This is a genomic window from Paenibacillus chartarius, assembly GCF_042432825.1.
Lineage (GTDB): Bacteria > Bacillota > Bacilli > Paenibacillales > NBRC-103111 > Gordoniibacillus > Gordoniibacillus chartarius.
Genome location: NZ_JBHLWN010000048.1, coordinates 64921 through 88383, shown reverse-complemented (window position 1 = coordinate 88383; position 23463 = coordinate 64921). Strand labels below are relative to the sequence as shown.

25 protein-coding genes are annotated in these 23463 nt (G+C 52.8%); 15 read left to right on the top strand and 10 right to left on the bottom strand.

The features are described 5' to 3' along the window. Positions 1 to 94: 94 nt before the first annotated feature. Positions 95 to 916 (top strand): LuxR C-terminal-related transcriptional regulator, encoded by an 822-nt coding sequence (locus tag ACFFK0_RS12690; RefSeq protein WP_377470588.1) that lies wholly within the window; start codon positions 95 to 97, stop codon positions 914 to 916. Positions 917 to 1043: 127 nt separating this feature from the next. Here the strand turns inward: ACFFK0_RS12690 and ACFFK0_RS12685 are convergent, their stop codons facing one another. Next, entirely contained in the window at positions 1044 to 1337 is a 294-nt protein-coding gene (locus ACFFK0_RS12685) for a hypothetical protein (RefSeq protein WP_377470587.1), read from the bottom strand. Positions 1338 to 1483: 146 nt separating this feature from the next. Here ACFFK0_RS12685 and ACFFK0_RS12680 point away from each other — a divergent pair, with 146 nt between their 5' ends. Genes ACFFK0_RS12680 through ACFFK0_RS12650 form a run of 7 tightly spaced genes read left to right on the top strand, consistent with a single transcriptional unit; the run spans position 1484 to position 6375 of the window. After that, a complete protein-coding gene (locus ACFFK0_RS12680; protein WP_377470586.1) occupies positions 1484 to 1702 on the top strand; it encodes a sugar ABC transporter permease in 219 nt (72 codons plus the stop codon). Between the two features lie 6 nt (positions 1703 to 1708). Beyond that, positions 1709 to 2248, top strand: coding sequence for a hypothetical protein (locus ACFFK0_RS12675; protein ID WP_377470585.1), 540 nt, complete (start codon positions 1709 to 1711; stop codon positions 2246 to 2248). A gap of 13 nt (positions 2249 to 2261) precedes the next feature. Continuing rightward, positions 2262 to 2798, top strand: a complete 537-nt coding sequence (locus ACFFK0_RS12670) for a tubby C-terminal domain-like protein (protein ID WP_377470584.1) — start codon at positions 2262 to 2264, stop codon at positions 2796 to 2798. Positions 2799 to 2816: 18 nt separating this feature from the next. Next, positions 2817 to 3164, top strand: coding sequence for a LytTR family DNA-binding domain-containing protein (locus ACFFK0_RS12665; RefSeq protein WP_377470583.1), 348 nt, complete (start codon positions 2817 to 2819; stop codon positions 3162 to 3164). A 1-nt stretch (position 3165) separates the two neighbouring features. Continuing rightward, the gene (locus ACFFK0_RS12660) at positions 3166 to 4113 is read left to right on the top strand and encodes an ABC transporter ATP-binding protein (protein WP_377470582.1); all 948 of its coding nucleotides are present in this window, start codon (positions 3166 to 3168) and stop codon (positions 4111 to 4113) included. Next, positions 4079 to 5038 (top strand): ABC transporter permease, encoded by a 960-nt coding sequence (locus ACFFK0_RS12655; protein ID WP_377470581.1) that lies wholly within the window; start codon positions 4079 to 4081, stop codon positions 5036 to 5038. Before ACFFK0_RS12660 ends, ACFFK0_RS12655 begins: the two co-directional genes overlap by 35 nt. Further along, entirely contained in the window at positions 5035 to 6375 is a 1341-nt protein-coding gene (locus ACFFK0_RS12650; protein WP_377470580.1) for an extracellular solute-binding protein, read from the top strand. Before ACFFK0_RS12655 ends, ACFFK0_RS12650 begins: the two co-directional genes overlap by 4 nt. A gap of 137 nt (positions 6376 to 6512) precedes the next feature. Here ACFFK0_RS12650 and ACFFK0_RS12645 read toward each other — a convergent pair whose 3' ends face one another. Both ACFFK0_RS12645 and ACFFK0_RS12640 read right to left on the bottom strand, forming a co-directional pair. Beyond that, positions 6513 to 7211 carry a response regulator transcription factor gene (locus ACFFK0_RS12645; RefSeq protein ID WP_377470579.1) on the bottom strand — a complete coding sequence of 233 codons (699 nt, stop codon included), beginning with the start codon at positions 7209 to 7211 and terminating at the stop codon, positions 6513 to 6515. Positions 7212 to 7238: 27 nt separating this feature from the next. Continuing rightward, positions 7239 to 8429: a sensor histidine kinase gene (locus ACFFK0_RS12640; protein ID WP_377470578.1), complete on the bottom strand. Its 1191-nt coding sequence runs from the start codon at positions 8427 to 8429 to the stop codon at positions 7239 to 7241. Between the two features lie 185 nt (positions 8430 to 8614). Between ACFFK0_RS12640 and ACFFK0_RS12635 the strand changes: the two genes are divergently transcribed. The 3 genes from ACFFK0_RS12635 (at position 8615) to ACFFK0_RS12625 (ending at position 10804) form a co-directional block, all read left to right on the top strand. Next, the gene (locus ACFFK0_RS12635) at positions 8615 to 9580 is read left to right on the top strand and encodes an ABC transporter ATP-binding protein (RefSeq protein WP_377470577.1); all 966 of its coding nucleotides are present in this window, start codon (positions 8615 to 8617) and stop codon (positions 9578 to 9580) included. After that, on the top strand, positions 9573 to 10520 hold the full coding sequence (locus tag ACFFK0_RS12630) for an ABC transporter permease (RefSeq protein ID WP_377470576.1): 948 nt from the start codon (positions 9573 to 9575) through the stop codon (positions 10518 to 10520). The genes ACFFK0_RS12635 and ACFFK0_RS12630 overlap by 8 nt, the downstream gene beginning before the upstream one ends. Positions 10521 to 10642: 122 nt before the next feature. Beyond that, positions 10643 to 10804: a hypothetical protein gene (locus ACFFK0_RS12625; RefSeq protein WP_377470575.1), complete on the top strand. Its 162-nt coding sequence runs from the start codon at positions 10643 to 10645 to the stop codon at positions 10802 to 10804. Positions 10805 to 10892: 88 nt separating this feature from the next. On the opposite strand, the gene ACFFK0_RS12620 is transcribed toward ACFFK0_RS12625, so the two are convergent. The 5 genes from ACFFK0_RS12620 to ACFFK0_RS12600 form a co-directional block, all read right to left on the bottom strand. Continuing rightward, entirely contained in the window at positions 10893 to 11630 is a 738-nt protein-coding gene (locus ACFFK0_RS12620; RefSeq protein WP_377470574.1) for an HAD family hydrolase, read from the bottom strand. A 174-nt stretch (positions 11631 to 11804) separates the two neighbouring features. Further along, a complete protein-coding gene (locus ACFFK0_RS12615) occupies positions 11805 to 13184 on the bottom strand; it encodes a GerAB/ArcD/ProY family transporter (RefSeq protein WP_377470573.1) in 1380 nt (459 codons plus the stop codon). 21 nt (positions 13185 to 13205) lie between these two features. Beyond that, positions 13206 to 13439 carry a hypothetical protein gene (locus tag ACFFK0_RS12610; RefSeq protein ID WP_377470572.1) on the bottom strand — a complete coding sequence of 78 codons (234 nt, stop codon included), beginning with the start codon at positions 13437 to 13439 and terminating at the stop codon, positions 13206 to 13208. 2 nt (positions 13440 to 13441) lie between these two features. After that, positions 13442 to 14629, bottom strand: coding sequence for a Ger(x)C family spore germination protein (locus tag ACFFK0_RS12605; protein ID WP_377470571.1), 1188 nt, complete (start codon positions 14627 to 14629; stop codon positions 13442 to 13444). Further along, a complete protein-coding gene (locus ACFFK0_RS12600) occupies positions 14629 to 16320 on the bottom strand; it encodes a spore germination protein (protein ID WP_377470570.1) in 1692 nt (563 codons plus the stop codon). The genes ACFFK0_RS12605 and ACFFK0_RS12600 overlap by 1 nt, the downstream gene beginning before the upstream one ends. A gap of 106 nt (positions 16321 to 16426) precedes the next feature. Here ACFFK0_RS12600 and cls point away from each other — a divergent pair, with 106 nt between their 5' ends. The 3 genes from cls (at position 16427) to ACFFK0_RS12585 (ending at position 20877) form a co-directional block, all read left to right on the top strand. Then, positions 16427 to 17857 carry a cardiolipin synthase gene (gene cls / locus ACFFK0_RS12595; RefSeq protein WP_377470569.1) on the top strand — a complete coding sequence of 477 codons (1431 nt, stop codon included), beginning with the start codon at positions 16427 to 16429 and terminating at the stop codon, positions 17855 to 17857. 948 nt (positions 17858 to 18805) lie between these two features. Next, on the top strand, positions 18806 to 19870 hold the full coding sequence (locus ACFFK0_RS12590; protein ID WP_377470568.1) for a phosphodiester glycosidase family protein: 1065 nt from the start codon (positions 18806 to 18808) through the stop codon (positions 19868 to 19870). Next, positions 19867 to 20877 carry a glycosyltransferase gene (locus ACFFK0_RS12585; RefSeq protein ID WP_377470567.1) on the top strand — a complete coding sequence of 337 codons (1011 nt, stop codon included), beginning with the start codon at positions 19867 to 19869 and terminating at the stop codon, positions 20875 to 20877. Before ACFFK0_RS12590 ends, ACFFK0_RS12585 begins: the two co-directional genes overlap by 4 nt. A gap of 2 nt (positions 20878 to 20879) precedes the next feature. Here ACFFK0_RS12585 and ACFFK0_RS12580 read toward each other — a convergent pair whose 3' ends face one another. Both ACFFK0_RS12580 and ACFFK0_RS12575 read right to left on the bottom strand, forming a co-directional pair. Then, positions 20880 to 21779 carry a DNA polymerase domain-containing protein gene (locus tag ACFFK0_RS12580; protein WP_377470566.1) on the bottom strand — a complete coding sequence of 300 codons (900 nt, stop codon included), beginning with the start codon at positions 21777 to 21779 and terminating at the stop codon, positions 20880 to 20882. A gap of 130 nt (positions 21780 to 21909) precedes the next feature. Beyond that, the gene (locus ACFFK0_RS12575; RefSeq protein WP_377470565.1) at positions 21910 to 22308 is read right to left on the bottom strand and encodes a YidH family protein; all 399 of its coding nucleotides are present in this window, start codon (positions 22306 to 22308) and stop codon (positions 21910 to 21912) included. A gap of 187 nt (positions 22309 to 22495) precedes the next feature. Between ACFFK0_RS12575 and ACFFK0_RS12570 the strand changes: the two genes are divergently transcribed. Beyond that, on the top strand, positions 22496 to 23452 hold the full coding sequence (locus tag ACFFK0_RS12570) for an ATP-dependent DNA ligase (protein ID WP_377470562.1): 957 nt from the start codon (positions 22496 to 22498) through the stop codon (positions 23450 to 23452). The last annotated feature ends 11 nt before the right edge of the window (positions 23453 to 23463 follow it).

Genomic DNA, 23463 nt, shown 5'->3' with positions numbered 1-23463 from the left:
GACAAAAGTGCCTCTAAACCCTTGTGAGATAAGGATTTTTTGATTTTTCAGCAAGCCCTAATATAAAAATTAAAATGGATATAGATGGGAATTGATGAAATTGAATCCTTTTATTGCCTCATCTCCGGAAGTCTGCGAAACGATATCCATGCTTGAATCTTATAAGCATCTGCAAGCTCAAGCTTTGCTGCAAGTAGATCCGAAGATGATGTATTTTGTAAGAGAATCGAGGGCAGCCGCAGAGGAAAAGCGGTGCCGAAATCGTATATTAATCGACATCGTCACAGCTGAGATTCATGATTATCAGAATTTGTTGAACCAAGTGCTGATCGTGCTTGCAGACGAATCCGGTTATATTCTTGAACTATTCTGCGAAGCGGAGATGAGAGGGCTGCTGGATACTTATCGCTTCGGTGCAGGAACGTTATTGAATTTAAGGAGCGGCGGTATTAACGGAGTGTCTGCAGCGCAGGAGCTTGGCCGAACAGTGGTCGTCACCGGAGAAGAGCATACGTTGGAATTGCTGCAATGTTGGACGTTCGTAGGGACACCGCTGCAATTGGAGGACAGAAATATTGGATGTTTAGCATTGGCGTTTCACAGAAGCAGGGATCTATCAATAAGCGTGGCCTTGATAACAAAGTTGACTAAGGACATTCAGCAGTCGATCCATTCCAAGCATCCTCATTATAAAAAAACAAAGCTGTACAGCTGTATGGATCAATATCGGTTAACTGAGCGGGAGAAACAAGTCGCTTATTTTTGGCTTAATCAGCAGAGTGTACTGCAAATCGCCACATATCTTCAGCTATCCGAAGGAACCGTTAGAAATTACATCAATAAGATCTATGAAAAAATGAGAGTCACGGATCGAACAAAGTTTTCTAAAAAGCTGGAAGTGCAGTCAGGAAATTAAATGCCAAGGCGATGGGGTGATCATAGCCTTGGCATTTAATTTTATCTGTAAATAATACCAAAATTTAATAGAATAGTAAATATATAATAATTCATATGTGAGTTATTGAAAGATCGTTCTATGATTCTTATAGAACGTTTGCTACTGTCCAAAGCCACGATACGATCTGCCAAGTTCTACCCGCAGGCGTAAATTGCACCAGGAACTCGCCAAGGTCAAGAAGGACGCCGCCCATAATGGCCCATGGATTGCCGCCGCTGAATGCGGAGCCTAGAGCACGCAGCTTCCAGGTCAAGCTGGTGACCAGGTTGTAAGTATCTCCGACGATGTTAAACTTGCGCATAAAAGCCGTTGCGATAGTCCATGCTGCGTCACCTAGAGAGCTCGTTCCTGTAAAGTAGTTGTAAAACAATTCCTTCATCTCCTTTTATAATTTGGGCTTTTACCCAAGAAAAGTTTAGCACATAATTTCCTTGAAATGTTTCTAAATACATAATATGGTACCTAATTTACGTCAATCATGATCTACCATCATATTAATCCAGTTGAAATGGAGGAGAAGGTACATTGAAGAAAGGTTGGCTCGCCGTCTTATTGTCGTTTATTTATCCGGGTTTAGGGCATTTGTATGTCGGGAATGTGAAAAGAGGGGTGTGGCTCCTTGTACTGGAGACGGTTAGTATTTTGTTGATTGGATTTTTCGTGGGAGTTATTATGTTCCCCATCATTTGGATCTTCGCCATGGTGGATGCCTATAGGCTGACACAGGCTCATAACCGAGGGTAAGTACGAATGGATCCTACGCGTATAGAGTTCAAGAGCAAACGAAAAATATTATTCGGTTATATAATGATTTCCGTCATTTGTATAGGCATAGGTTCGGCTCAGCCCGTGTCGGGCTTCCACGACCGTACCGTTGCGTTACTACAGGCGGGGGATGCTGCGTTCATTTTTCTCGTAAATGGATTTATGGCACTCGTTTGGATGCTGATGGGGGTTTTGGGTTTGTCGCTGATTCCCATAATCAAATTTTTATTGCATATGGGAGCAGGTCCTGCTGCCGAGGGCATCCACCCTTTTATTTATTATTTGAGCTCGTTTTCTCACGGATTATGCGAGTGGTTTGTCGGCTATCTAGTGCTGAAGTTCACGATCGAGCATGTGCGCTGCATTCTCTTGTATTCTCGCAATCTGATCGGTAGAGCTCAGTTGGCGGCATTTTACAAGCGTGTCCTGCTGCGAACGTTACCCCAAATTTTCGGTATCCTGCTGGCTGGAGCTCTGTTAGAGGTGTATGTATCGAATCGCCTAATTTACTATTTCGTCCAATGAAGGAGGGGTTGATTTGGATACTTATTATTTTTCGAGACCGTTCTTTCGATTGTCCACAAAACCTATTGTTTTGAAAGACAGCAGCCACTCCGAAATCGGAACGATGCAAAGATACTTCAAAGATGTGATCGATAAGACGTTGTCCTATATAGTCGACCATTGGGGCATCAACGTTCGGGTGTCTAATCATGAAGGATCCATTCAGGTAACGGCACACCAGCAGTTCACATGGATGCGGCATAAGTGGAATGTCACCAGCCGTACCGGGGAGAATACCGTCGACTTTGTGGTAGAGGACAAGACCGTCATCAAGACTAACCCGCATTTCATATTTCAGGCGCATGGCCAAAGCTACAGCATGAAGAAAGACTTTGCAGACAAACGAGTCCGCTTGCTGGAGCAGCAAACGGAAAGGCAAGTTGCGGTCATTGAATTCGAGTCTTATATGCCCAACAAAATCAACAATATGATCATGAGTGTAACGGAGACGACATTATCCCCTTATGAAATTGTTTGTATATATTATTTATTCGATTTGTGCGTTCAATAACGAAAGGGGAGAGTTTCCATGATATTGGAAATTAAAAATAACCGATTCATGATTATCCGCAGAGACGGGATTCAGTTTGTGGATTTCGATGAAATCATATATTTGGAAAGGTTCCGTCAGCATACACTGCTGCAAACCACAGGGGAGTCCGAGATTCCGGTAGCGATATCCTTGAACAAAATATCTCCTATGCTGCCAGACAGCTTTGTTCGCACGCATCGTTCCTTTATCGTCAACATCAAATTCATAAAGGAAGTCCGCCTCATGAACAAAAATGTGTATGAGGCTCCCTTCTTAAACGGGAAGTCGGCACTGATATCCAAACGCTGTTTAAGTGCGCTCAAAAATAATCTGTTAGAGGTATGAGATGAACTCAACAGTACTGGCGGTCCGGGAGCTGACCAAGAAAATCGGCAGGCATTCTATTGTCAATGAAGTATCCTTCGAGATTCGAAGAGGAGAAATTGTCGGTTTGGTCGGACCAAACGGTGCAGGCAAAACGACTATCATTCGTATGATCGCGGGATTGATTGCCTTCACCTCGGGAGACATCGAAATTAACGGCTATTGTATCAAGAAAGACATGGAACGAGCTTTAGCTTCCGTTGGAGGGATTATCGAAACGCCTCAATTCTATAATCATATGACCGGATATCAAAATCTCCAACTGCATGCCAGAATATATCCGGATGCCAGCATAGACATCGGACAAACACTCAAGCGGCTGGAGCTTGAAGAAGCGATGTTCAAGAAAGTAAGCTCGTATTCACTGGGAATGAGACAGCGTCTCGGACTCGCTCAAGCACTGCTGCATAAGCCGGGTTTGCTGCTGCTCGATGAGCCGACGAACGGTCTGGATCCCGATGGAATTCATGACTTGCGTCACCTCTTAAAGGATATGAGGAGCTCCGGCACTTCCATCCTGATCTCTAGTCATCATTTGACCGAATTGGATCTGATCTGCGACAGAATTCTCGTTATTCGCAAGGGTGCGCTGTGCGGAGATCACTTTCTGCAGGAGCTCCGCAGCGTCACTGCAAAAGACGGTTATCTGCTGGAAGTGGACGAAGCGGAGCAAGCCGTGCGGGCCGTTGCAGAATTCGATCCGGCATTACGACCTCAGCATAAGGAACGCGGCGTGTTGGAGATAAGGATGGAACGGGAGAGGATTCCCGATCTACTGGGACACTTGCACAATCGCGGCATTGCTGTATATCAGATCAAGAAAGAAACCACTTCAATCGAGAGCTATTATACCCTTCTGGCGGGGCAGAAAGAGAGTGTGGGCGAAAGTGCTCGTGGCGATGTTTCGTAACGAACTGGACAAGCTCGTAACTACCAAGAGAGTTTGGGTATTTCTAGGGCTACTCCTTTTGCTTCTAGGTGTAAATGCGGTGATCGATAACATGTCTAGCAAGGAGCTGCAGGGTAAGGATTGGCGACAGGAGCTTATGCGTGAAAATAAAGATATCGAGGAGGTCTTGACTCACGTTGAGGGGGACCCATTTTCCACCAATTTTAAACGGATCATGGAGCAAAATCTGAAGAAAAACAATTATTTCTTGGAAAACAATATTTCCCCGTACGACAAGAATGCATGGGTCTTCGTGAATAATTCGATGGGTCTGACCGTGGTCATCACCATATTTCTGATCCTGATTGCTGCGGATATGGTAGCTTCGGAATACCAAAGGGGGACGATTCGAATGCTGCTGTTTCGTCCTCACCGAAGATGGAAAGTGATCGCTGCCAAATTAGTGGCGATGATGGCCTGCTTGATGGCGGGTATGGCGGTATTGTTTGCCGTTGGATTTACGATAGGAGGATTTCTGTATGGATTTGAAGGGGCCGCCAAGCATTATTATGTGACAGCGTCCGATGGTGAGATAATTCGTCATACGTACTGGCAGGGTGTCGCCGGCAAGCTGATCCTCAGGGCTCTAGAAAATACAGTAATTTGCTTGCTCTGCCTGATGATCTCGACGTTATTGAACAACAGCTCGTTGGCTATCGTGATTTCCTTGCTGACGCTCTTTGCAGGTACGATATCGAGCAAAATATGGGGAACCGCCGGTTGGACCGAGTTCCTGCTGTTTGCCCACCTGAATGTTAGCCAATCAATAGACTCTGGGGCCGGATGGGAGACGATGCTTCGATCCATATCGATTTTAACTGCATATTGTTTTGGTTTTATAGGGATTACCCTAGTTTCCTTTAGTCGAAAAGAGGTATACGCATGATGCGAGGAAGTGAACGGAGACGCGGCGCAATCCGGAAATGGCTGGTCCTGTTCTCGGTATGGGGCGTTGTCTCCTCCGCAATGGCCGGTTGTGTGAACAAGCCTGTGGTGCAAGGACGAGAAACGCTTAAGGTAATGGCTGTGGATGAAAATCAATTTATGAGCCGGTACGGTCAGTTCTTTATGCTTCAACATACGAATGTTGACATCCAAATTCCTTCCATGCTGCAGGTGTATTCCGTTGAAAAGTCAAACCTTCTTGAAGAAATCAGTGACTTCATCGACCGGGAGCGGCCTGATGTTTTGGACTTAAATCTGAAACAATATTTTCAGTTGGCAGCAGAAGGCAAGCTTCTTCATCTAGACCCTTTTGTCAGCGGGCACGAATTCGATCTGGAAAGGCTGCATCCGTATTTGACCGAGCTTCTGCGGGCAGGCAGCCAGAGGGAGCTTTACGGGTTGAGTCCGACCTTCTCGACGCAGGCTTTGTATTATAACAAGGAATTATTCGATCGTTACGGGATTTCCTATCCGGAGAGCAATATGAGCTGGCAGCAATTTCAGACTCTTGTTCAACGCTTTGCCGGGCAGCGTAATGGTGATGCCCCTCTCTACGGCTACTCCTCGATGTCTGTGCCGATGGATCAATTGATCCGGTTGATGGCTCTTTCCCGGCAATTGCGATTGCCGGAAAGCTCGGCCGAATTGTCATTGCTCCAAGCTCCTGCATGGAATCAGCTTTTCAAGGAGGTTGTTTCTCTTTATCAGAGCGGTGCAGCCTACGATCAACATAGGGATTTTTCCCAAAGCAAACGCGGATTAGACAGCCAGCTATTTTTGCAGGGCAACAGCGCCATGACCATCGAAGATTCTTCTTATGTGTATTTACTGACGAATACAGGCAAGGTGAATTGGGGCGTCGCCTCGATCCCCATCGATCCGCAATTTCCACAAAGGGGAGCCGATTATGTCGTTCCTCACATCTATGCCATCCATGCGCAAACGCCGAATCCTGAACTGGCCTGGAGTCTGATCGCGTTCTTGCACAGTGAGGAGACCGCAAAGATGAACGCCAAGGTGTCCTCGACTGGACTCTCCGCACGCCGCGATGTCATGGATGCGAAGAAGGAATTTTACGAACCCTTCTATAGTTTGCGCCCGCCTACGGATCTGGACGTCAGACTGGATACTACCGAGGATCTAAAGACATTACAAACAATCAGCGAACAACTGTATAGGGTGGCAGCGGGGGAACTAACCTACGAGCAAGCCATGTCGATGATTACAGCGAAATTGTCCGCGGTAAAATCCAGGGGCTCAGCGGATGGAAGCTCATAAGCACGAAACGAAACTGCACTCCGTCGGGCAAGGTAAACAATAACCTGTCCGACGGAAAGCCATATCGGGCCGGGAGAGAATACAACATCATCAGCCGCTCTGACTTCGCTTCACTTTAAGCAGCTGATGTACTTTCCCTACAGCATCCCTTCGTCTTGCGCTTTGCGCGTCGCCTGAATGCGGTCGCGAACGTCCATTTTCGAATAAATATTGGAAATGTAATTTTTCACCGTGCCTTCAGAGAGAAACAGCTTCTCTGCAATCTCCTTGTTGTTCAGTCCGTCGGCGATGCAGTGGAGCACCTGCAGCTCCCGTTCGCTCAGTCCGTATGCGTCCGCCGAAGCGCTCGCGCCGCTGCTGCCGGCACCGTCACCTGCACCCGCACCATTCGCACCACTCCCGCCGCCGGCACCTGACCTCGCCTGCTGCACGAGCAGCCTCGCAATATCTTGCGGAATGAGCGTGCCGCCGCGGTGAACCCACTTGATCCCGGAGGCGAGCTCCTTCGGATGAATCGCTTTGAGCAAATAGCCTTCGGCCCCTGCGCCAAGCGCTTCGACGACGTAATCGACCTCCTGAAACGTCGTTACGATAATGACGCGAATATGCGGCCATTCGGCTTTGATCCGCTTCGTCGCCTCCACGCCGTCCATCACCGGCATCCGGATGTCCATCAGCACAATGTTCGGCTGCTTCTCCCGGCACAAGTCGATGGCGACTTGTCCGTTCTCGGCGAGACCGACGACCTCGATCTCCGGGTCCATATCCAATACGATATGCAAGCTTTCGCGAATCAAATCCTGGTCATCGACCAGCAGCAATTTGATATCCTTCATTGTCTATCTCCTCCTGGAATCCACGAATTATACCGACATCGGAATACGGCAGCGGACGCAGGTGCCTTCCCCGCTCTTCGATCGAACGTGAAGCGTCCCTGTAAGAGCCTCGAGCCGGTCCCGCATCGCCGTCAGCCCAAAGCCGCTTTCGAGCGTATCCGAGCCGATACCGTTGTCTTCGATGCTAAGCTCTACATATTTGGCTCCGAATTCCAAAATGATGGTGACCACGCTCGCATGGCCGTGCCGCTTCGCATTCGTCAGCGACTCCTGCAAGCAGCGGAACAGCGTCCAGCGGGCTTGCTGCGGAAGCTCGTATTCCTTTCCCTTCACTTCTACGCGGATGACGGTGCCCGTCTGCATAGCAAACTCATTCGCAAGCCGGGAAAACTGTTCCGAGACGATCAGATCGTCCTCTTGGGGCGCCATCTGATGAATGGACCGCCGCACTTCCTCCAGGCCGCTGCGGGTAACCGAGCGCAGCTTCTCCAGCTGCTCCTTCGCCTTGTCCGGCGCCGCCTCAATCAGGTAAGAGACCGCGTCCATGCCCATAATGACCGATGTAAACGTATGGCCGACCGTATCGTGCAGCTCCTGCGCCATCCGGTTACGCTCGGCCTGCAGCGTCAGCGCTTCGATGCGGCTGGCGTACTGCTCGAGCACTTGATTTTGCTGGCGGATCAGGCTGTACTGGCGTTGATTCTCTTCAAGCAGGCGGCCCGTCTTTACCTGCGTCCGGTACAACCGGCCCAGCGCAAATCCGATTCCAAAAAACATGACGTAATTGAGCAGATCCTCAAGAGCATAAATCGCACCCTTATAAGCATGGAACAGAAACCAGCTCGACAGCGGTACCGCAAACACGAAAACGGGGATCGTCCACCACATCGTACGCCGGTGAGCCAGAAACCCGATCAGAATGAGCGGTACGAAAATAATGCCGACCGTCCTGCCCGACGTCCAGACGATCAATGTCTGCAAGGTGCCTACCGTGACCAATAAAATAAGCGGCACCCACGTTAAATTCACGTAACCCGGACGCCAGAACGCCAGTGTTCCGATAATGCCGAGCAGCATCAGCGTTAAGGCGGCCCAGACGGGCACTTGGCCGAACACGGCCTGATCGAACACAGCGTAGATGGCGCCGACCAGAAACCAGCCGGTCTGCACCGAGAGCAGCATCCAGTCGACCCAATGCCACGGGCGTCTTTCAATCATAACGCAGCTTCCCCCTGTCTTGTTGATTGTATTGTACTTGATTGCGGCGCGGGGCGGCTAGTGAATTCGGTCATACGAAGCCATGTGACCGGATCGTGACTTCGCGCACTGTTTTCACGAACCGCAATCGGGGTAAACTGGTAACGGCTGATAGTTTGATAGACCGAAGGGAGTCAGGAATTCATATGGAACACATCCATCATGAACCGCTGGTTCGTTTGCACGGCGTGACCAAACGAATCGGCGGGAAGACCATCATCGACGGGATCTCGTTTGATGTGCCGCACGGCGAGGTATTCGGCTTCCTCGGTCCGAACGGCGCAGGCAAAACGACGACGATCCGCATGATGGTCGGTCTCATGTCGATAACGGAAGGCGAAATATTCATTCAAGGCAAGTCGATCCGCACGGAGTTCGAGCAAGCGATTCGGCATGTCGGGGCGATTGTCGAGAATCCGGAAATGTACAAATTCCTGAGCGGCTATCATAACTTGCTGCACTTTGCCCGTATGTCGCCGGGGGTAACGAGGGAGCGGATCGAAGAGGTCATCGCGCTCGTCGGGCTCGAGAACCGCATCCACGAGAAGGTAAAGACATATTCCTTGGGCATGCGCCAGCGGCTCGGCATCGCTCAGGCGCTGCTGCACAAGCCGTCGCTGCTCATCCTCGACGAGCCGACGAACGGACTCGACCCGGCGGGGATCCGCGAGCTTCGCGACCACCTGCGGCGGCTGACCCGGGAGGAGGGCATCTCCGTCATCGTATCCAGCCACCTGCTTGCGGAGATGGAGCTCATGTGCGACCGGATCGCGATCCTGCAGACAGGCAGGCTGATCGATGTAAGGGCGATCGGCGAATTCGTTCGGGATGACGGCCTTCAGCCCGTACTGTTTGAGGTCGACGGCGGACAGATCGCCAAGGCGGAGCAGCTGATCCGCGCGGTATTCCCGGAAGCGGAGGTGGCCGCCCAGCCAGGCGGCGGCGCCGATGGCTTAGCCGAAGGACTGGTCGTGCAAATCGAACGCGAACGGATCGCCGACATCAATAGCGAGCTGGTCAAAGGCGGGATTCGGGTATCAGGAATCCGCATCGTTACCAAATCTCTGGAAGACAAATTTCTCGAGATTACCGGGAGGGAGTCCATTGCTTAACCTCGTCCGTAACGAAAATATGAAAATATACCTTCGAGTCCGGACATGGGTGCTCGTCGGGATATTGATGGCGTTTTGCCTGCTGGCTGCATTGATTTCCCATAACGAAAAAAGCTCCACCGGCCATCCCCGGATCGATTGGAAGACGGAGCTGCAGCAGAATATACAGTCCATGGAACGCGAATTGCAGAGTGAAGAGACACCGGGACCGCTGAAGAAACGGTTAATCGAGCAGCTGGCTGTGTCGCGCTACCAGCTGGATCATCATATCCCGCCGACGGAGGCGACGATGTGGGGCAGCGTGCAGAAGCAGGCTTGGCTTGTCACGCTGGCGACGCTGTTCACCGTTATCGTGGCTGCCGACGTCGTCGCCGCCGAGTTCACATGGGGAACGATCAAGCTGCTGCTGATCAGGCCGTCTTCGCGAGCCAAAATCCTTCTGTCCAAATATATATCGACAATGTTATTCGCGTTATTCCTGCTGGTGATCTTGTTTGCCGGTTCGGTCCTCATGAACGGTGTGTTGTCCGGCTTCACCGGCTGGTCGGCGCCGGTCTTGTCGATTGACGAAGCCGGGGCTGTCCGGGAGAGCTCGGCTGCCGGCACCGTGCTGGCTGCTTACGGGCTGAAGATGATCGAGCTGATCATGGTCGTTACGCTGGCCTTTATGATCTCGTCGGTGTTCCGCAGCTCGGTGCTCTCGGTCGGCGTGAGCATGTTCCTGATGCTGACGGGACAATTGCTGACGATGCTGCTGCTGCGGTGGGAATGGGGGAAATATTTCTTATTCGCGAACACGGATTTGACGCCTTACTTGGCGGGACAGCCGCTGGCGGAGGGTATGACGCTCGGCTTCTCGGTCAGTGTGCTCGCCGTCTATTTCGTGGTGTTCAATGCGCTGTCCTGGCTCGTCTTTACACGCAGGGATGTAGCCGCTTAAGGCCGAAATCACGCGGAAAAAATGCTGAATTTGATGACATATTTCGACATACATTAAGATCATATTAAGGTACAATCGATGGTGTTGTTTGCCCAATTACTTGTGCAAAGGAGAGCCGGAAGATGGATCATCTCAACAACACCAATATTAGAGCATTAACCGAGAGGGTACAGAAGCTCTATAAGAAGCACGTCGAGTTAACGAAACGAGTGGCGCTAAGCAAGCGGGAGCTGCAGCAAACTCTGGAGCTGATCCAGCAGCGCCGCAATAGAATGTATACGTAGAGAAAGAACCTTCCCCCTGCTTCATGCGCGGAGGGGAAGGTTCTTTGTTCTCGATCGATGAAGAATGCTGCGGGAACCGCGGCCCATATCAACGGCGCCCTGCGTACTCCCGAATGGCCGGAGGCACATCCTGCAGCGACGAAAGCGTCAGAAACGCTCCCTTCGGCGAAACGGTTACTTCGCCTACGTTGTAATGCCAATCGTTCTTGGCCGGGATATGGATGCAATGCAGCCCTGCTTCGAGCGCAGGAATCACATCGGTTCGCACCGAATTGCCGATCATCCATGTGCGGGATGTATCGAAGCCCTGCTCGGTTACGATGGAGCGCATGAAATCGGTATTTTTGTGCAGGGTCACGAAGATCCGGTCGTCAAAATATCGATGCAGTCCGCTGTCCCGTACTTTCGCCCGTTGGATCGAAGCGTCTCCGCCGGTATAAAGGAACAGCTTGTGGCCGGCATCCGACAGAATGTCGAGCGTCTCGGCCATATGCGGATACGGCTCCACCGAATAGGTGTACACCGTGCGTCCGAGCTTCATCAGGAACTGCTCCTCGTCAGGGGATGTCCTGCGGCCGAATTGCTCGGCATACAGCCGATACGTCTCCACGAACGATTGCGGGAAACGCTCCGGCTTGAAGCCGTGGATGTTCACGCCGGCAAGGTCGACCTCCAGCTGCTTGTCTTTCACCTGCTGCGGAGTCAGTCCGTGGCCGGAGAACCAGGACAGCATTTCGTCGACGAACTGATCGATGACCATTTCAAAATATTTATTGCAGTGCACCAAAGTGTCGTCCAAATCGAATAAAATCGTTTGCGGCGTCATAAGCTGGAGTCTCTCCCGTCTGCTTGTATATATGTCCGTATATGTCTATATGTGTATCAGTATAGCACCAATAGCCCCGGCACCCAAGCCGAGGCTGTTTTCTACCGCTGCCCGGTATCGCTGCCGGACAGTCCGCCGAGCGGAGCCGCAAAGCCGCCAAGCGGGCCGACCAAGCTAGGAGGAGGTTGACTTCGTCTCTGCATAGGTAGACAGAAGCAGAATGACCATACATAAGGTATACATCGCACCCGCTATCAGTCCGCCGGCCGCCCAGCGCTGACCTGTCCAATATCCGGCCGCGACGACGACGACTATCACACATAGAACTGCGTTGCTCGTCAGCCGCCAGGAGGAGTAAGACATCTTGGTGCTGATTCGATCCCAGATCTTCATATTGCCGCGTCTACCCGAATTGCTGCGGCCGACCGGCGGTTCCCGCCGCTGACTGAGATCGGCAGGATTCAATCCGTTGCGGCGCAGGTATACTTTGACAGCTATGAACAGAAGCACAAAATAGACCGGCTGGTAGCCGAACACGATCGCTGCGGATGCATAGTTACCGTAGCTGAATACCTCGGTAGTGGAGCGGAACACGGCCAATGCGGTGATCACCAGAAAGGCGGCCAGCGGTTTATTGACGGAGCTGTGGTCCGCCTTCCGGAAGAAGGACGTTACACCGTACAGCAAAGCGATATAAATCATGACGACCTTGCACACCGTTACCGGAAACCAGATCATGAGAATGATCAAGTCAACCCGGTCGAGGAAGTCCGTAATGTGGATTTGCTGGACAAGCTCATAAGTCGGGTAAATAAAGTTGCCCGGCAAATAGGGACCGAATACGAAAACATTGAGCGCTAAGACCAGCGATAAAATGAAGCTTGACAGTATCGCGCCGCGGCGAAGACTTGATTTTAACTCCGTAGAGGAATGGACCATATGCAGGAAGGCGCCCATGATCAAAATATCCGCATACCAGCTCGAGGAGATGATATTCGATGAGATGTGCAGACGGAAGCTGCTCGCCATGATCGGTTGAATCAGGCTGGGCTGAATTTCATTCAGTAAGCTGAACGGCATAAGCAGCACAATCAGCACGAACAACGGGAAGAAAACGTCGTTCACCCTGGCGACGACTTCCAAGGAAGTCCGGCCGTAATAGATCATGACGATCATGAACAGCAATCCGAATATTTCCAGCGGTGTACGCGGCAGCAGCGTCGTGACGAAGAAACGGTTGAACAGCGAGATGTCACGGACAAGAATCATCCAGAAATGATAAAGAATCACGGCATTGAGCAGTCCCCCGAACCATTTGCCGAACAATTCGGTATTAATCCGGTAAATATGACGTCCGGGGAACACCTTGTTCAGGTATCCGAGCAAGGCGACGATGATGAATACATAGAGGGTCGGCATCCAGTAGCTGAGCCACATATCGGGGCCGGAAGCTCTGGCGAGAACGTTCTGCACGGAAACAAGGCCGCCTCCCGTTAAGAGAGTGCTGGTCAGCCAAGAAAATTGGCGGATATTGATGTATTGTTTTCCATGCATGGCACATTCCTCATTTCCTAGTTATTTCAGACCAAGCATTGCTTCCACAGCCGGAGCTACGTGTTCAATGAAGAATCGGATTGGGGTCGGGGGCTCGTAACCGGTAAACCGGAACATGTAAAATGTTGCTGCGAGTAAAATGATTAGCCCGTAAGTAATTTTCAAGGGTGTAGAGGTTTTACCCAGGCCGGGCCAATCGGTGACGACAAATAGAAACAAAAGCAGCGGAAAGATGGTTTTGAATACGATATCCAATCTTATCGGCTCCTCTTCGTCACATTCTGGTTAATGAGTCCGACCTCGGTGATGCCGCTTTTGGCCGAAACGGTGAATTTCACCTTCGGGAATTGTTCATCCCACTGATCCTCCAGCTTGGCATTCCAAATAGCAGGGTAATGCCTCCAGATCATCTGCCCGAACTGAGCGGAATCGGCGGATTTTTTTTGCATTTGGGCGATGACTTGCTCCACAGAGGTTTTGACTTGGGCGGAAAGAAGCGACTCGACCGTATGCAGATCTGCGGTTTTGTTCATGTCGAGGCTGCTAAAGTTTTCCCGCACCTTGGCACGTATATCCAGATCGATGGAAATCGAAATGTCATCTCCCTTAATATGAGGAATGATATTCGTGCTGCCGCGCTCCACTTGAACGACGATCGGCTTCTGCTCCTTCGGATCCTTCAAGGTGACGGAATAGCTTTTCACCTCATCCCGAAGCCACATGAGTCCCTGCGTGGCGCTCCCTTCATAGACGCCCACCATCTTGTCCCCTTTGAATTGGGCATACCCCAGCACTTGAATTTCCTTGGACACGACCGACGCTTTCTCCGACGCCTTCTCTCCCATATAGATGATAATCGGGTCGCTGTCGAAGCTAAGCGCCATAGCTACGTTCTTGGCGTTCACGTTCATCGCGCCGGGAGATTTGGACAGCTCGCGGATCGTCTCGGCCGGAAAACGTTCGAATTTGGGCTTGGCATTGATCAGCTTCCAGGCAGGACCTTTGGATACGATAAAATACGCGCTGAGCCGGCTCTCGGGCATTCGCGGAACGGAGTCGAACAGGTCCGATATGCCTTCCTTGGCCAGCTCCTCGCCGACGACGATCGTTCTCCGGTGAGAGATGAACAGCAGTCTCGACATTCGCTGCTGCAGCTTGCTGGAAGCATCGCGAATCGAAGGCCCGGTTTCCGAATCAATATAATAGCTTTCCGTGCCTCCGCCGGTTCCGCCCCCGCCGCCTCCGCCGCCTCCCATCTGACCGGGAAGCGGAAACATGTAGGTCACCCGGTAGGAGCCGTCCGGTTCTTTGTCCAACGCAGAGGTTAGGGCAAAGGCCATATCGTTGATTTCGACGCGGTCCCAGCACCCGGTCAGAAGAAGGGACGCTGCGGTTAATAAGAAAGCCGAAAGTCCGCGGCGCAGCCCATTTCTAAGCGCAGCCATCAGGAATCGTCCTCCTTGTGGTCAATATTGCGGCCTTCTTGCCCGCTTTGCTCCGCAATTTCATCAGGCAGCTCCGTATCGAGACGTACGTTGTCTTGGACCGGCATGAATTGCGGACGCTTGTCCATCGTCCACCACGGAGCGCGGACGAGGGTATCGCTAAGGTCGGCAGCGGATAGCGGACCGAGCGGAGATAAGTACGGTATGCCGAAAGAACGCAGTCCCGCCAAATGGCCGACGATGAGAATCGCACAGAGCAGGATTCCGTAGAAGCCGAATACGGACGCCACCAACAGAATAGGGAAGCGCAGCATGCGCAGGGCGATGGCGCCGTTGAATTTCGGTATCGTAAACGAGGCGATGCCGGTAATCGATACGACGATGACCATCGGCGCCGAGACAATGCCCGCTTGAACCGCCGATTGTCCGATGACGAGCGCCCCCAATATACTGACCGCGGAGCCGATCGTCTTCGGAAGCCGAATCCCGGCTTCCCGCAGCGCTTCGAACGTAACTTCCATGATCAGGGCTTCGACGACCGCGGGGAACGGGATGTTTTCTCTTGCAGCAGCAATGGTGAGCAGCAGTGTCGTCGGCAGCAAATCCTGATGGAACGTCATGACCGCAACATAGAAGGCCGGAGTCGTAACGGATAATACGAGAAACAAATAACGAAGCCAACGGATGAGCGTGGCGATTTGGAAGCGTTCATAGTAATCCTCGCTCGCCTGCATGATTTGTGCGAAGACGAACGGGACAAGCAGGACGAACGGCGTTCCGTCGACGATGATGGCGACGCGTCCCTGCAACAGTGCTGCGGCGACGACATCCGGCCGCTCCGTATACTGAACCTGCGGGAACGGGGAATAAGAGTTATCCTGAATGAATTCTTCAATGTAGCCTGACTCCAGGACGCCGTCGATGTTGATTTTCTTTATGCGCTTGATCACTTCTTCAACGGTTGACGGTACTGCAATATCCTCCAGATAGGAAACAACAATGCTTGTGTTCGTTTCTTTGCCGATCACCATCGATTTCATTTTCAGCCGCGGCGTCTTCAGCTTCCTGCGAATGAGCGACGTGTTGGTGCGCAAGCTTTCGACAAAGCCTTCCTTGGGGCCGCGGACGACGGCCTCGGTATCCGGCTCGCTGATCGAGCGCTTCTCGGGACCACGGATGCTCAGCAGTACGGCCTTGGATTGATCGCCGACGAATACGGCGGTGTCGCCGCCGAGAATGCCCAGCAGTACCTCGCCGAAGTTGTCTTTGGCTGCGACTTGTCCGACGGGTAAATTTGCATGCATGAACGTCTCGATGTCGGTAGAGACACCTTCGAACACGAGCATAGCTTCCAGAGCTTCATGCTGTACGGCGCTGTTCACCAGACCGTCGGTAAACGCGATCAGTCCCGGTATCCCGGCTTCGAACTCGATGTCCCGGACGACGATGTCCGAACAGTCTTGAAAGAAATGTTTGAGCGCCTGCCGGTTCTCCGCCAGCGAAGCAAACAAGGGCTCCCGCTTCAGATCATCAAGAAACCGGATATGGGTAACGTGCGATGCCGTCCCGGGCTCCCCAGACGGAACGCCGGATTCCGCTCTTACTCCGGACTCTCCTTCGTCTGAAGAAGGGTGGCGGCGCTCATGCAGCATTCGCGTCAACAAACCGGGGGTTCTGCCTTTCTGTCGCATACGATGGTCTCCTCCGTTCGTCGAGTTTGCTATAGCATAGATTTCCACAACCGGTGGGGATTATTCTCCATTGCTGGCGGTTAACACTAATGCGGAGGTGAAACCGATGCTGTGGCTAACGATCGTGCTGGTTCTATTCATTTTCCAAACCGCAACCATCCTGCTGCTCGAGTTTCGCGATCCGGAGAAGACCGTGGCATGGCTGCTGATTTTGTTCATTCTTCCGATTATCGGCTTCGTGATGTATTACTTCGTTGCCAAGGAATATCGGCAGCGCCGCATCGTACGGCGCAAAGGCTTCCGGGCGCTTGACGAAATGCAGCGTTCGCTTGCGCAAAGCCGCGAGAAGCTGGAGAGCTTGTCCGATATGAGCGGCTACGAAATTCGCCAGTCCCCGCGGCTGTTCGGGCTGCTGATGAACATGCCGGGATCTCCGATCACCAAATATAACGAGGTTGACGTACTGACGAATGCCCAGCATACATACCCGGCGATTTTGCAGGCGATGGAGAAGGCCGAGCATCATATACACTTCGAGTACTATACGTTCCGCGACGACCAAATCGGCCGCGAATTCGCCGAAATGCTCATCCGCAAAGCGCAGCAAGGTGTCAAGGTGCGGGTTATTGTGGACGGTGTCGGGAGTTATAAACTGAAGAAGGCCTTCTTGGACCGGATGAAACGTGCGGGAGTGGAGGTCTGCTGCTTTTTGCCTCTTGTCTTTGCCTTCTTCGACAAGCGTCTGAATTACCGCAATCACCGGAAAATCGTCGTCGTTGACGGCCGTATAGGCTTTCTCGGCGGGATTAATGTCGGGGACGAATATTTAGGCCGGGATATGGCGCTCGGCTTCTGGCGCGACACGCATTTGCAGCTTAAGGGCGATTGTATCTACTATTTGCAGCAAACGTTTCTGAACGACTGGGAGTTTACGAGCAAGCAGAAGCTGACGGATCCGCTGCTGTTCCCCGAGCATGAGCGCCAGTCCGTGACGCCGGTTCAAATATTGCCGAGCGGTCCGGATGTGCATTACGATGCGATCTTCGAGCTGGTCTTCAGCGCCATTACGGCGGGGAAGCGGCGGGTATGGATTACGACGCCATACTTCATCCCGGATCGGAGCATACAGATTGCGCTCAAGACGTCGGCGCTGAGCGGGGTCGATGTGCGCATTATTTTTCCAGGCTTGCCGGATTCGCGAATTGTCCATTTGGCAACGATGTCGTACGTGAAGGAGCTGCTTCACGCGGGCGTCAAGTTTTATCAGTACCGGAAAGGCTTCATTCATGCGAAAATTTTGCTCGTCGACGATCTGATCGCCACGGTCGGCACAGCCAATATGGATATGCGAAGCTTCTTCTCCAATTTTGAAATTAATGCCGTGTTCTTCGACAAACCGATGATCGAGAGGCTGGAGCGGGATTTCATTCAGGATGTGCGGGACAGCGAGGAGATTTTGACGGCGGAGTTTGAGAAGCGCTCGCGGGTACAGAGGGGGAAGGAAGCCGTAGCGAGGCTGTTGTCGCCTTTATTCTGATACCGGTGAAGAGGCCCGGCTGTCGGCTGTAAGCCGGAACCTGGGAGACGAAGGCTGCCGGGTACGACTGTTGTCGCTGCTGCGGCTGGCCGTCCGTCGGGGATGCAACGTAACAGGAAGACGAAGGCTGCCGGGTACGACTGTTGTCGCTGCTGCGGCTGGCCGTCCGTCGGGGATGCAACGTAACAGGAAGGCGAAGGCTGCCGGGTACGAAAATGCGGGTTTGGCGAGGTTCATGTGCAGAGTCGGGGCACGCCAGTCTTGTTCCATAGCGGATCTACAGTCCGCTATTTTTAGGTCCTCGAGGTATCAGGGCGGGATAGAGGTTTGGGAGGGCGTTATTTTCGAGCAATCTGCGATTTTTGGCCTTCTGGGGGTCCGGATTGGCGATTTAGCGCCCTAACAATCCGTTATCTCCGGCCATCGTCCCGATTTGGCGAAAATAGCGACTTTCCAGTCCGTTATGACGGATGGATGCTCTCATGAGGGCTGGGGGGAATGCCGTACCGCTTAAAAATTGAATTAGAAATCTTGAATACTCGATATGTGCCATGGTCGGGGACTCCTTTACTGTCAGTATTTCTCAACGATTTTCCATTCGACTCCAAAGCATTATTGTCTTTTGAAGTGGTCGGCTCAATTTTTTAAGAAACACCTAATAAATCCAAACAGATCTAAACGCAGATTATCGTCCACTTGAAAAAATGGTCCATCATTCATTTCTGCGAACAATGTGCCATGAAAGTTCATGATTCTTTGCTTCAGCCTGCAAGGGCCGGCAAAGTGAAAGAAACCAAGCCAACGCCGGCTTGGTTTCTTTCATTTGGCTGCTGCACAACCTCCTTCGTTTTCAGCAAACTTTCAACGTACTCTCAAGAGGAGCTCAGGTTGCGAGATTATATTGTCCCTATAAGAAAACCACTCACAAGGCAGAAAGGCGGAATTACCATGTCACACGTCCCGAAAAAACTGCGCATGCGCAAACGATATTTCATTGCAGCTATTTGTACCGTATTGGTCGGAGGAGGACTCTACAAGGCAGCCGACCGTTACCTGATCGAACACGTGGAAGCAGTCGTCGTTCCAGACGCAACGTCCAACGCCAGCGCCACGTCCACCGTCCCAGCAGGAGCCGCTCCCGCAGCCAATGCCGCCGCAGCTTCCACAGCCCCCACTGGAGGAGCCGCGACAAGCGCAACGGCTACCGGCACGCCTAACGGCACGGCTGCCGCACAAACCGATACATCCGTTACATCGGACGATTGGAATTATCACAGCAGCGATGTCGACATTGCGGTCAAGAAAGTCGTAACCGGCTCCGGCAGCAACCAGATAACGTATTACGTGGCCGACGTCAAGGCGGCGGACGCCGCTGCGCTGCAGGCCGCTTTCGCCAAAAACCAATTCGGCCGCAACATTACGGAGAACACGTCCGAAATCGCAGGCGACCATGGAGCGGTCTTTGCGATTAACGGTGATTATTACGGCTTCCGAAGCGACGGCGTCGTCATCCGCAACGATCAGCTGTACCGCAATGTCCCGGCCCGGGAAGGGGTCGCCCTGTATAAGGACGGAACGATGTCCGCCTACGACGAACTAACCGAATCGGCGCAATCGTTGCTCGACAACGGGGTGCTGCATACGTTCTCGTTCGGTCCGGCGCTGATCAAGAACGGCCAGCTCATCCAGGGCTTTGAGAATACAAAAATCGATACGAACTTCGGCAATCGCACGATTTCGGGCGCCAACCCCCGCACCGGGATCGGCATGATCGCGCCGAATCACTACGTGTTTGTCGTCGTAGACGGCAGACAAAGCGAAAGCAGGGGCATGACGCTGGACGAATTCGCCCAATTGTTTGCCGATCTCGGCGCCACGGAAGCGTACAATCTGGACGGCGGCGGTTCTTCCACGATGTATTTTAGGGGACGCGTCGTCAATAACCCGCAGGGCAAACAAGAAGAGCGCGGCGTGAGCGACATCATTTATATTGAAGGAGGCAACCCGGCATGAACGTATTAATTCCTTCGTATGAACCCGATCAACGACTGGTCGAGCTGATTCAGCGCCTGCGCAAGATGACGGATGCGTCGATCGTTGTCGTCGACGACGGCAGCGGCGAGCGCTTCCGCGGCATATTCGATGCCGTGCGTGCAGCGGGCTGCACTGTGCTGACCCATCTGTCGAACATGGGGAAGGGCCGCGCCTTGAAGACGGGCTTCCGCTATTTGATGGAGCGCGGCTCGAAGGAGGCGGTTGTTTGCGCCGACAGCGACGGCCAGCATGCGCCGAAGGACATCGTCGCCGTCGCCCAGGCTATTGAAGCCCGGCAGTCGACGATGGTGCTGGGCAGCCGCAAATTTACGGGGAACGTACCGCTTCGAAGCCGGTTCGGCAACCGGTTGACCTGCAAAATCTTCGACGCGGTTACGGGAGTCGGCATCGGGGATACCCAGACCGGGCTTCGCGGCTATCCGAGCCAAATGCTCGGCTGGCTGTGCCAGGTGCCGGGCGAACGGTTTGAATACGAGATGAACCTGCTGCTCGAAGCTCCCGCTCAAGGCTATCATATTGCGGAGCTGCCGATCGAGACGATTTATTTGGACGACAACCGTTCCTCCCATTTTCGCCCGATAGCCGATTCGCTCAAGGTGTACCTGCCCATCCTCAAATATTGCGCCTCGTCGATCATGTCGGGCTTGCTTGATTTTGTGCTCCTGCTTGTCCTGCAGCTGGTCACCTCGAATTTGCTTCTTGCCGTGATCGGTGCTAGAGTCGGCAGCTCGCTGGCGAACTACACGATCAATCGGCGCTATGTCTTTTCCCGTTCGAAGAATAAAGGGATCGGATCGTCGGTACTGCGATATTCCTTGCTGGCGGCAACGATACTCGCACTCAATTACGGGCTGCTGCATCTTCTTCATATTACGCTGTCGGTTCCGCTGGTGCCGGCCAAGCTGGCGACCGAGTGCGTCTTGTTTTTGTTCAGCTTTTGGTGCCAACGCAGGTTTGTTTACTAACGTTACTGCAGATGGGCCAGCACGCGGTCGAGATTTTGCTTCGGGCACTGCTCGATCAGATCGCCGGTCCGCTGCAGCCGCTGAATAATCGTATTCAGGTTGAAATCCCGCGGGTCCGGATTCATCGCGACCTCGTCCCAGCGCAGCGGCGTGGACACGGATGCGGCGGCGCGCGCACGCGGCGTGTAGGGGGCCGATAACGTTTTGTTGTACCAGTGCTGCAGGTAGTCGACGTAGATGAGGTCGCCGCGGTTTTTTTTCAGCCGCTCGATCGTGAACAGCTTCGGGTGCTTCTGGACGACATACGACGCGACAAAATGCCCCACTTTCCGCAGCTGCTCGAACGTATATCCGTACTGAATCGGCACATAAATTTGCACGCCGGTCGCCCCGGACGTCTTCGGCACCGATCGGATGCCCATCCCGTCCAGCGCTTCGCCGATGATTTCCGCGGCCATCATAATGCGAGGCTCCGGGTCGATGCTTGGATCGATGTCGATGAGCCACTCTGCCGGCAGCGTTTCGCCGATGTAGTGAAAGGACGGATGGAACTCCAGCGACGCCAGGCTGCCGAGCCAGAGCAGCGTCGGCACCGAGTCGAGATGAATGTAGTTAATGCCATCCAGCGGTGCGGTATGGACGAACTCCGGCGCGGGATCGGGGCAATTTTTCTGGTAAAACGCCTTCTCGTCCCCGGCGCCGTGAGGAAAACGGATCGTCGTCAAATGGCGGTTCCGCGTATACTTCAGCAAATACGGGGCGAGCGCAAGCAGCTTCTCCAGATACATCAGCTTGGTAATCCCGGCTTCGGGCCACAGCGGTTTGTCGGGATTCGTAACGGTCAGTTCGAAGCCCTCGACACGGATCGCAATTTTTTGTTTGGCGGAAGAGGCGACGGGCATGGCAGTGCTCCTTTCGGAAAGCAAGTATTCCTAGTTTCGGCCGCCAGGCCCGGAACGATTCGGACGCTGCAGCATTTTACTGCAGAAATCATGTTTTTGGGCGGACAGAATAACGCAAGTTCGTTATACGCTAATACATTAGCATGAAGATCATGAGCAGCAATAAGCCTAAAAGAATAAACGCCAAGCAGCAAGACGAGAACTTGATCATAAAGTCGGACGCATGATATGTATTTCCGCGAATATGTTCACGCTTCGTAAAGTAATTCCTGACCGCAAAGACCGTGACCAAGCCCGAGAGCAGAATGGCGCTAACACCGATAACTGCTGCGAGTATATGCCCGATATGTCCGAATTCGCCGGAAGAACGAAACACCACACCCGCGGCAAGAAAGCCCAATCCAACCATCGTTATGGAAGTTCGCAGCCATGCGAGAAAGGTTCGCTCGTTGGCAAGGTGCTGCTGGATGAGCTTGGAGTCCTCAATCTGAGGAAGATTAGTGTTAGGGGAATGATCGGTTGACTTCATTTTTGTAGGGTACCCGTGCCTTCAGATAACATTCACCTAGTTCATGCGGGTTGCCATTACTTGAACATGCGAGCACAGGAGCCCGGGTATCAATTAGTGAGGGCGTTAAGCGGCGGTTCCGGCTGATCGAGGAACATTTGGAAATACTATGGGGAAACGACGGAGCAGGGAGTGAGGAACGAGCGATATGCAGCCTATTGTGCCATTCGAGCCGGTCAGCGGCAGTGCGATTCCTGTAGGACCGCAGTGGCAGTATCAGATCAAATGGGACGGTACGCGGATTCTCGCTTATACCGAGAACGGCACGACCCGGCTCTTCAACCGTAAGCTGCGGGAACGGACATACAATTATCCGGAGATTGCCGATACGCGGCAGTACTGCATGGCCGAATCGGTTATCCTGGACGGGGAAGTCATCGCGCTCGCCGATGATGGCAAACCGTCGTTCCATGAGGTGATGCGCCGGGACGGCATCCGCCGTCTCGAGCGGGTTGGGCAAGTGCAGAAGGCCGTACCGGTTACGTATATGATTTTTGACGTCCTGTATGTAAATGGGGAATGGGTGACGAACCGTCCTCTCGCGGAGCGCCAGCGCCTGCTGGCGGATATCGTCATCCCGACGCCGTCCGTTCAGCTGGCAGCATCGTTCCCGGATGGCGACGCCCTGTTTGCGTTAATGGAGAAGAATGCGATGGAAGGCATTGTTTGTAAGGATTCGGCATCGACCTACACCATAGACGGCAAGGATAATCGCTGGATCAAGGTGAAAAATTACGGCGATGTCATTGCGGCGATCGGCGGCTTTACGCTAAACGGCGGTGTGGTTAACGCGGTGCTGCTCGGGCTGTACGATCGGCAAGGATTGTTCCGTTATATCGGGCATGTGGGTACCGGCAAAATGACGAAGGCGGAGTGGCGCAATCTGACGGACGTGCTGAAGCCTCTTGTGACGGTGAAAAGTCCGTTCGCGGAAGCGCATCCCGATATGAAGAAGGATACATATTGGGTAAAACCGCAGCTTGCCGTGAAGGTGCAGTATTCGGAATGGCGCTGGCAGGAAGGAAGGACGCTGCGTCAGCCGAGCATCCAAAGCTTTGTCGACGTACCGGCGAGCGAATGCATATGGCAAGGGCCGCCCGATTGATCCGGCGGCCC

Excerpts from the sequence above, each read along its gene's own strand:
- ACFFK0_RS12690 (WP_377470588.1), top strand. The coding sequence starts at position 95 with ATGAAATTGAATCCTTTTATTGCCTCATCTCCGGAAGTCTGCGAAACG.
- ACFFK0_RS12685 (WP_377470587.1), bottom strand. The coding sequence starts at position 1,337 with ATGAAGGAATTGTTTTACAACTACTTTACAGGAACGAGCTCTCTAGGT.
- ACFFK0_RS12675 (WP_377470585.1), top strand. The coding sequence starts at position 1,709 with ATGGATCCTACGCGTATAGAGTTCAAGAGCAAACGAAAAATATTATTC.
- ACFFK0_RS12665 (WP_377470583.1), top strand. The coding sequence starts at position 2,817 with ATGATATTGGAAATTAAAAATAACCGATTCATGATTATCCGCAGAGAC.
- ACFFK0_RS12660 (WP_377470582.1), top strand. The coding sequence starts at position 3,166 with ATGAACTCAACAGTACTGGCGGTCCGGGAGCTGACCAAGAAAATCGGC.
- ACFFK0_RS12650 (WP_377470580.1), top strand. The coding sequence starts at position 5,035 with ATGATGCGAGGAAGTGAACGGAGACGCGGCGCAATCCGGAAATGGCTG.
- ACFFK0_RS12645 (WP_377470579.1), bottom strand. The coding sequence starts at position 7,211 with ATGAAGGATATCAAATTGCTGCTGGTCGATGACCAGGATTTGATTCGC.
- ACFFK0_RS12640 (WP_377470578.1), bottom strand. The coding sequence starts at position 8,429 with ATGATTGAAAGACGCCCGTGGCATTGGGTCGACTGGATGCTGCTCTCG.
- ACFFK0_RS12635 (WP_377470577.1), top strand. The coding sequence starts at position 8,615 with ATGGAACACATCCATCATGAACCGCTGGTTCGTTTGCACGGCGTGACC.
- ACFFK0_RS12625 (WP_377470575.1), top strand. The coding sequence starts at position 10,643 with ATGGATCATCTCAACAACACCAATATTAGAGCATTAACCGAGAGGGTA.
- ACFFK0_RS12620 (WP_377470574.1), bottom strand. The coding sequence starts at position 11,630 with ATGACGCCGCAAACGATTTTATTCGATTTGGACGACACTTTGGTGCAC.
- ACFFK0_RS12615 (WP_377470573.1), bottom strand. The coding sequence starts at position 13,184 with ATGCATGGAAAACAATACATCAATATCCGCCAATTTTCTTGGCTGACC.
- ACFFK0_RS12605 (WP_377470571.1), bottom strand. The coding sequence starts at position 14,629 with ATGGCTGCGCTTAGAAATGGGCTGCGCCGCGGACTTTCGGCTTTCTTA.
- ACFFK0_RS12600 (WP_377470570.1), bottom strand. The coding sequence starts at position 16,320 with ATGCGACAGAAAGGCAGAACCCCCGGTTTGTTGACGCGAATGCTGCAT.
- cls (WP_377470569.1), top strand. The coding sequence starts at position 16,427 with ATGCTGTGGCTAACGATCGTGCTGGTTCTATTCATTTTCCAAACCGCA.
- ACFFK0_RS12590 (WP_377470568.1), top strand. The coding sequence starts at position 18,806 with ATGTCACACGTCCCGAAAAAACTGCGCATGCGCAAACGATATTTCATT.
- ACFFK0_RS12585 (WP_377470567.1), top strand. The coding sequence starts at position 19,867 with ATGAACGTATTAATTCCTTCGTATGAACCCGATCAACGACTGGTCGAG.
- ACFFK0_RS12580 (WP_377470566.1), bottom strand. The coding sequence starts at position 21,779 with ATGCCCGTCGCCTCTTCCGCCAAACAAAAAATTGCGATCCGTGTCGAG.
- ACFFK0_RS12575 (WP_377470565.1), bottom strand. The coding sequence starts at position 22,308 with ATGAAGTCAACCGATCATTCCCCTAACACTAATCTTCCTCAGATTGAG.
- ACFFK0_RS12570 (WP_377470562.1), top strand. The coding sequence starts at position 22,496 with ATGCAGCCTATTGTGCCATTCGAGCCGGTCAGCGGCAGTGCGATTCCT.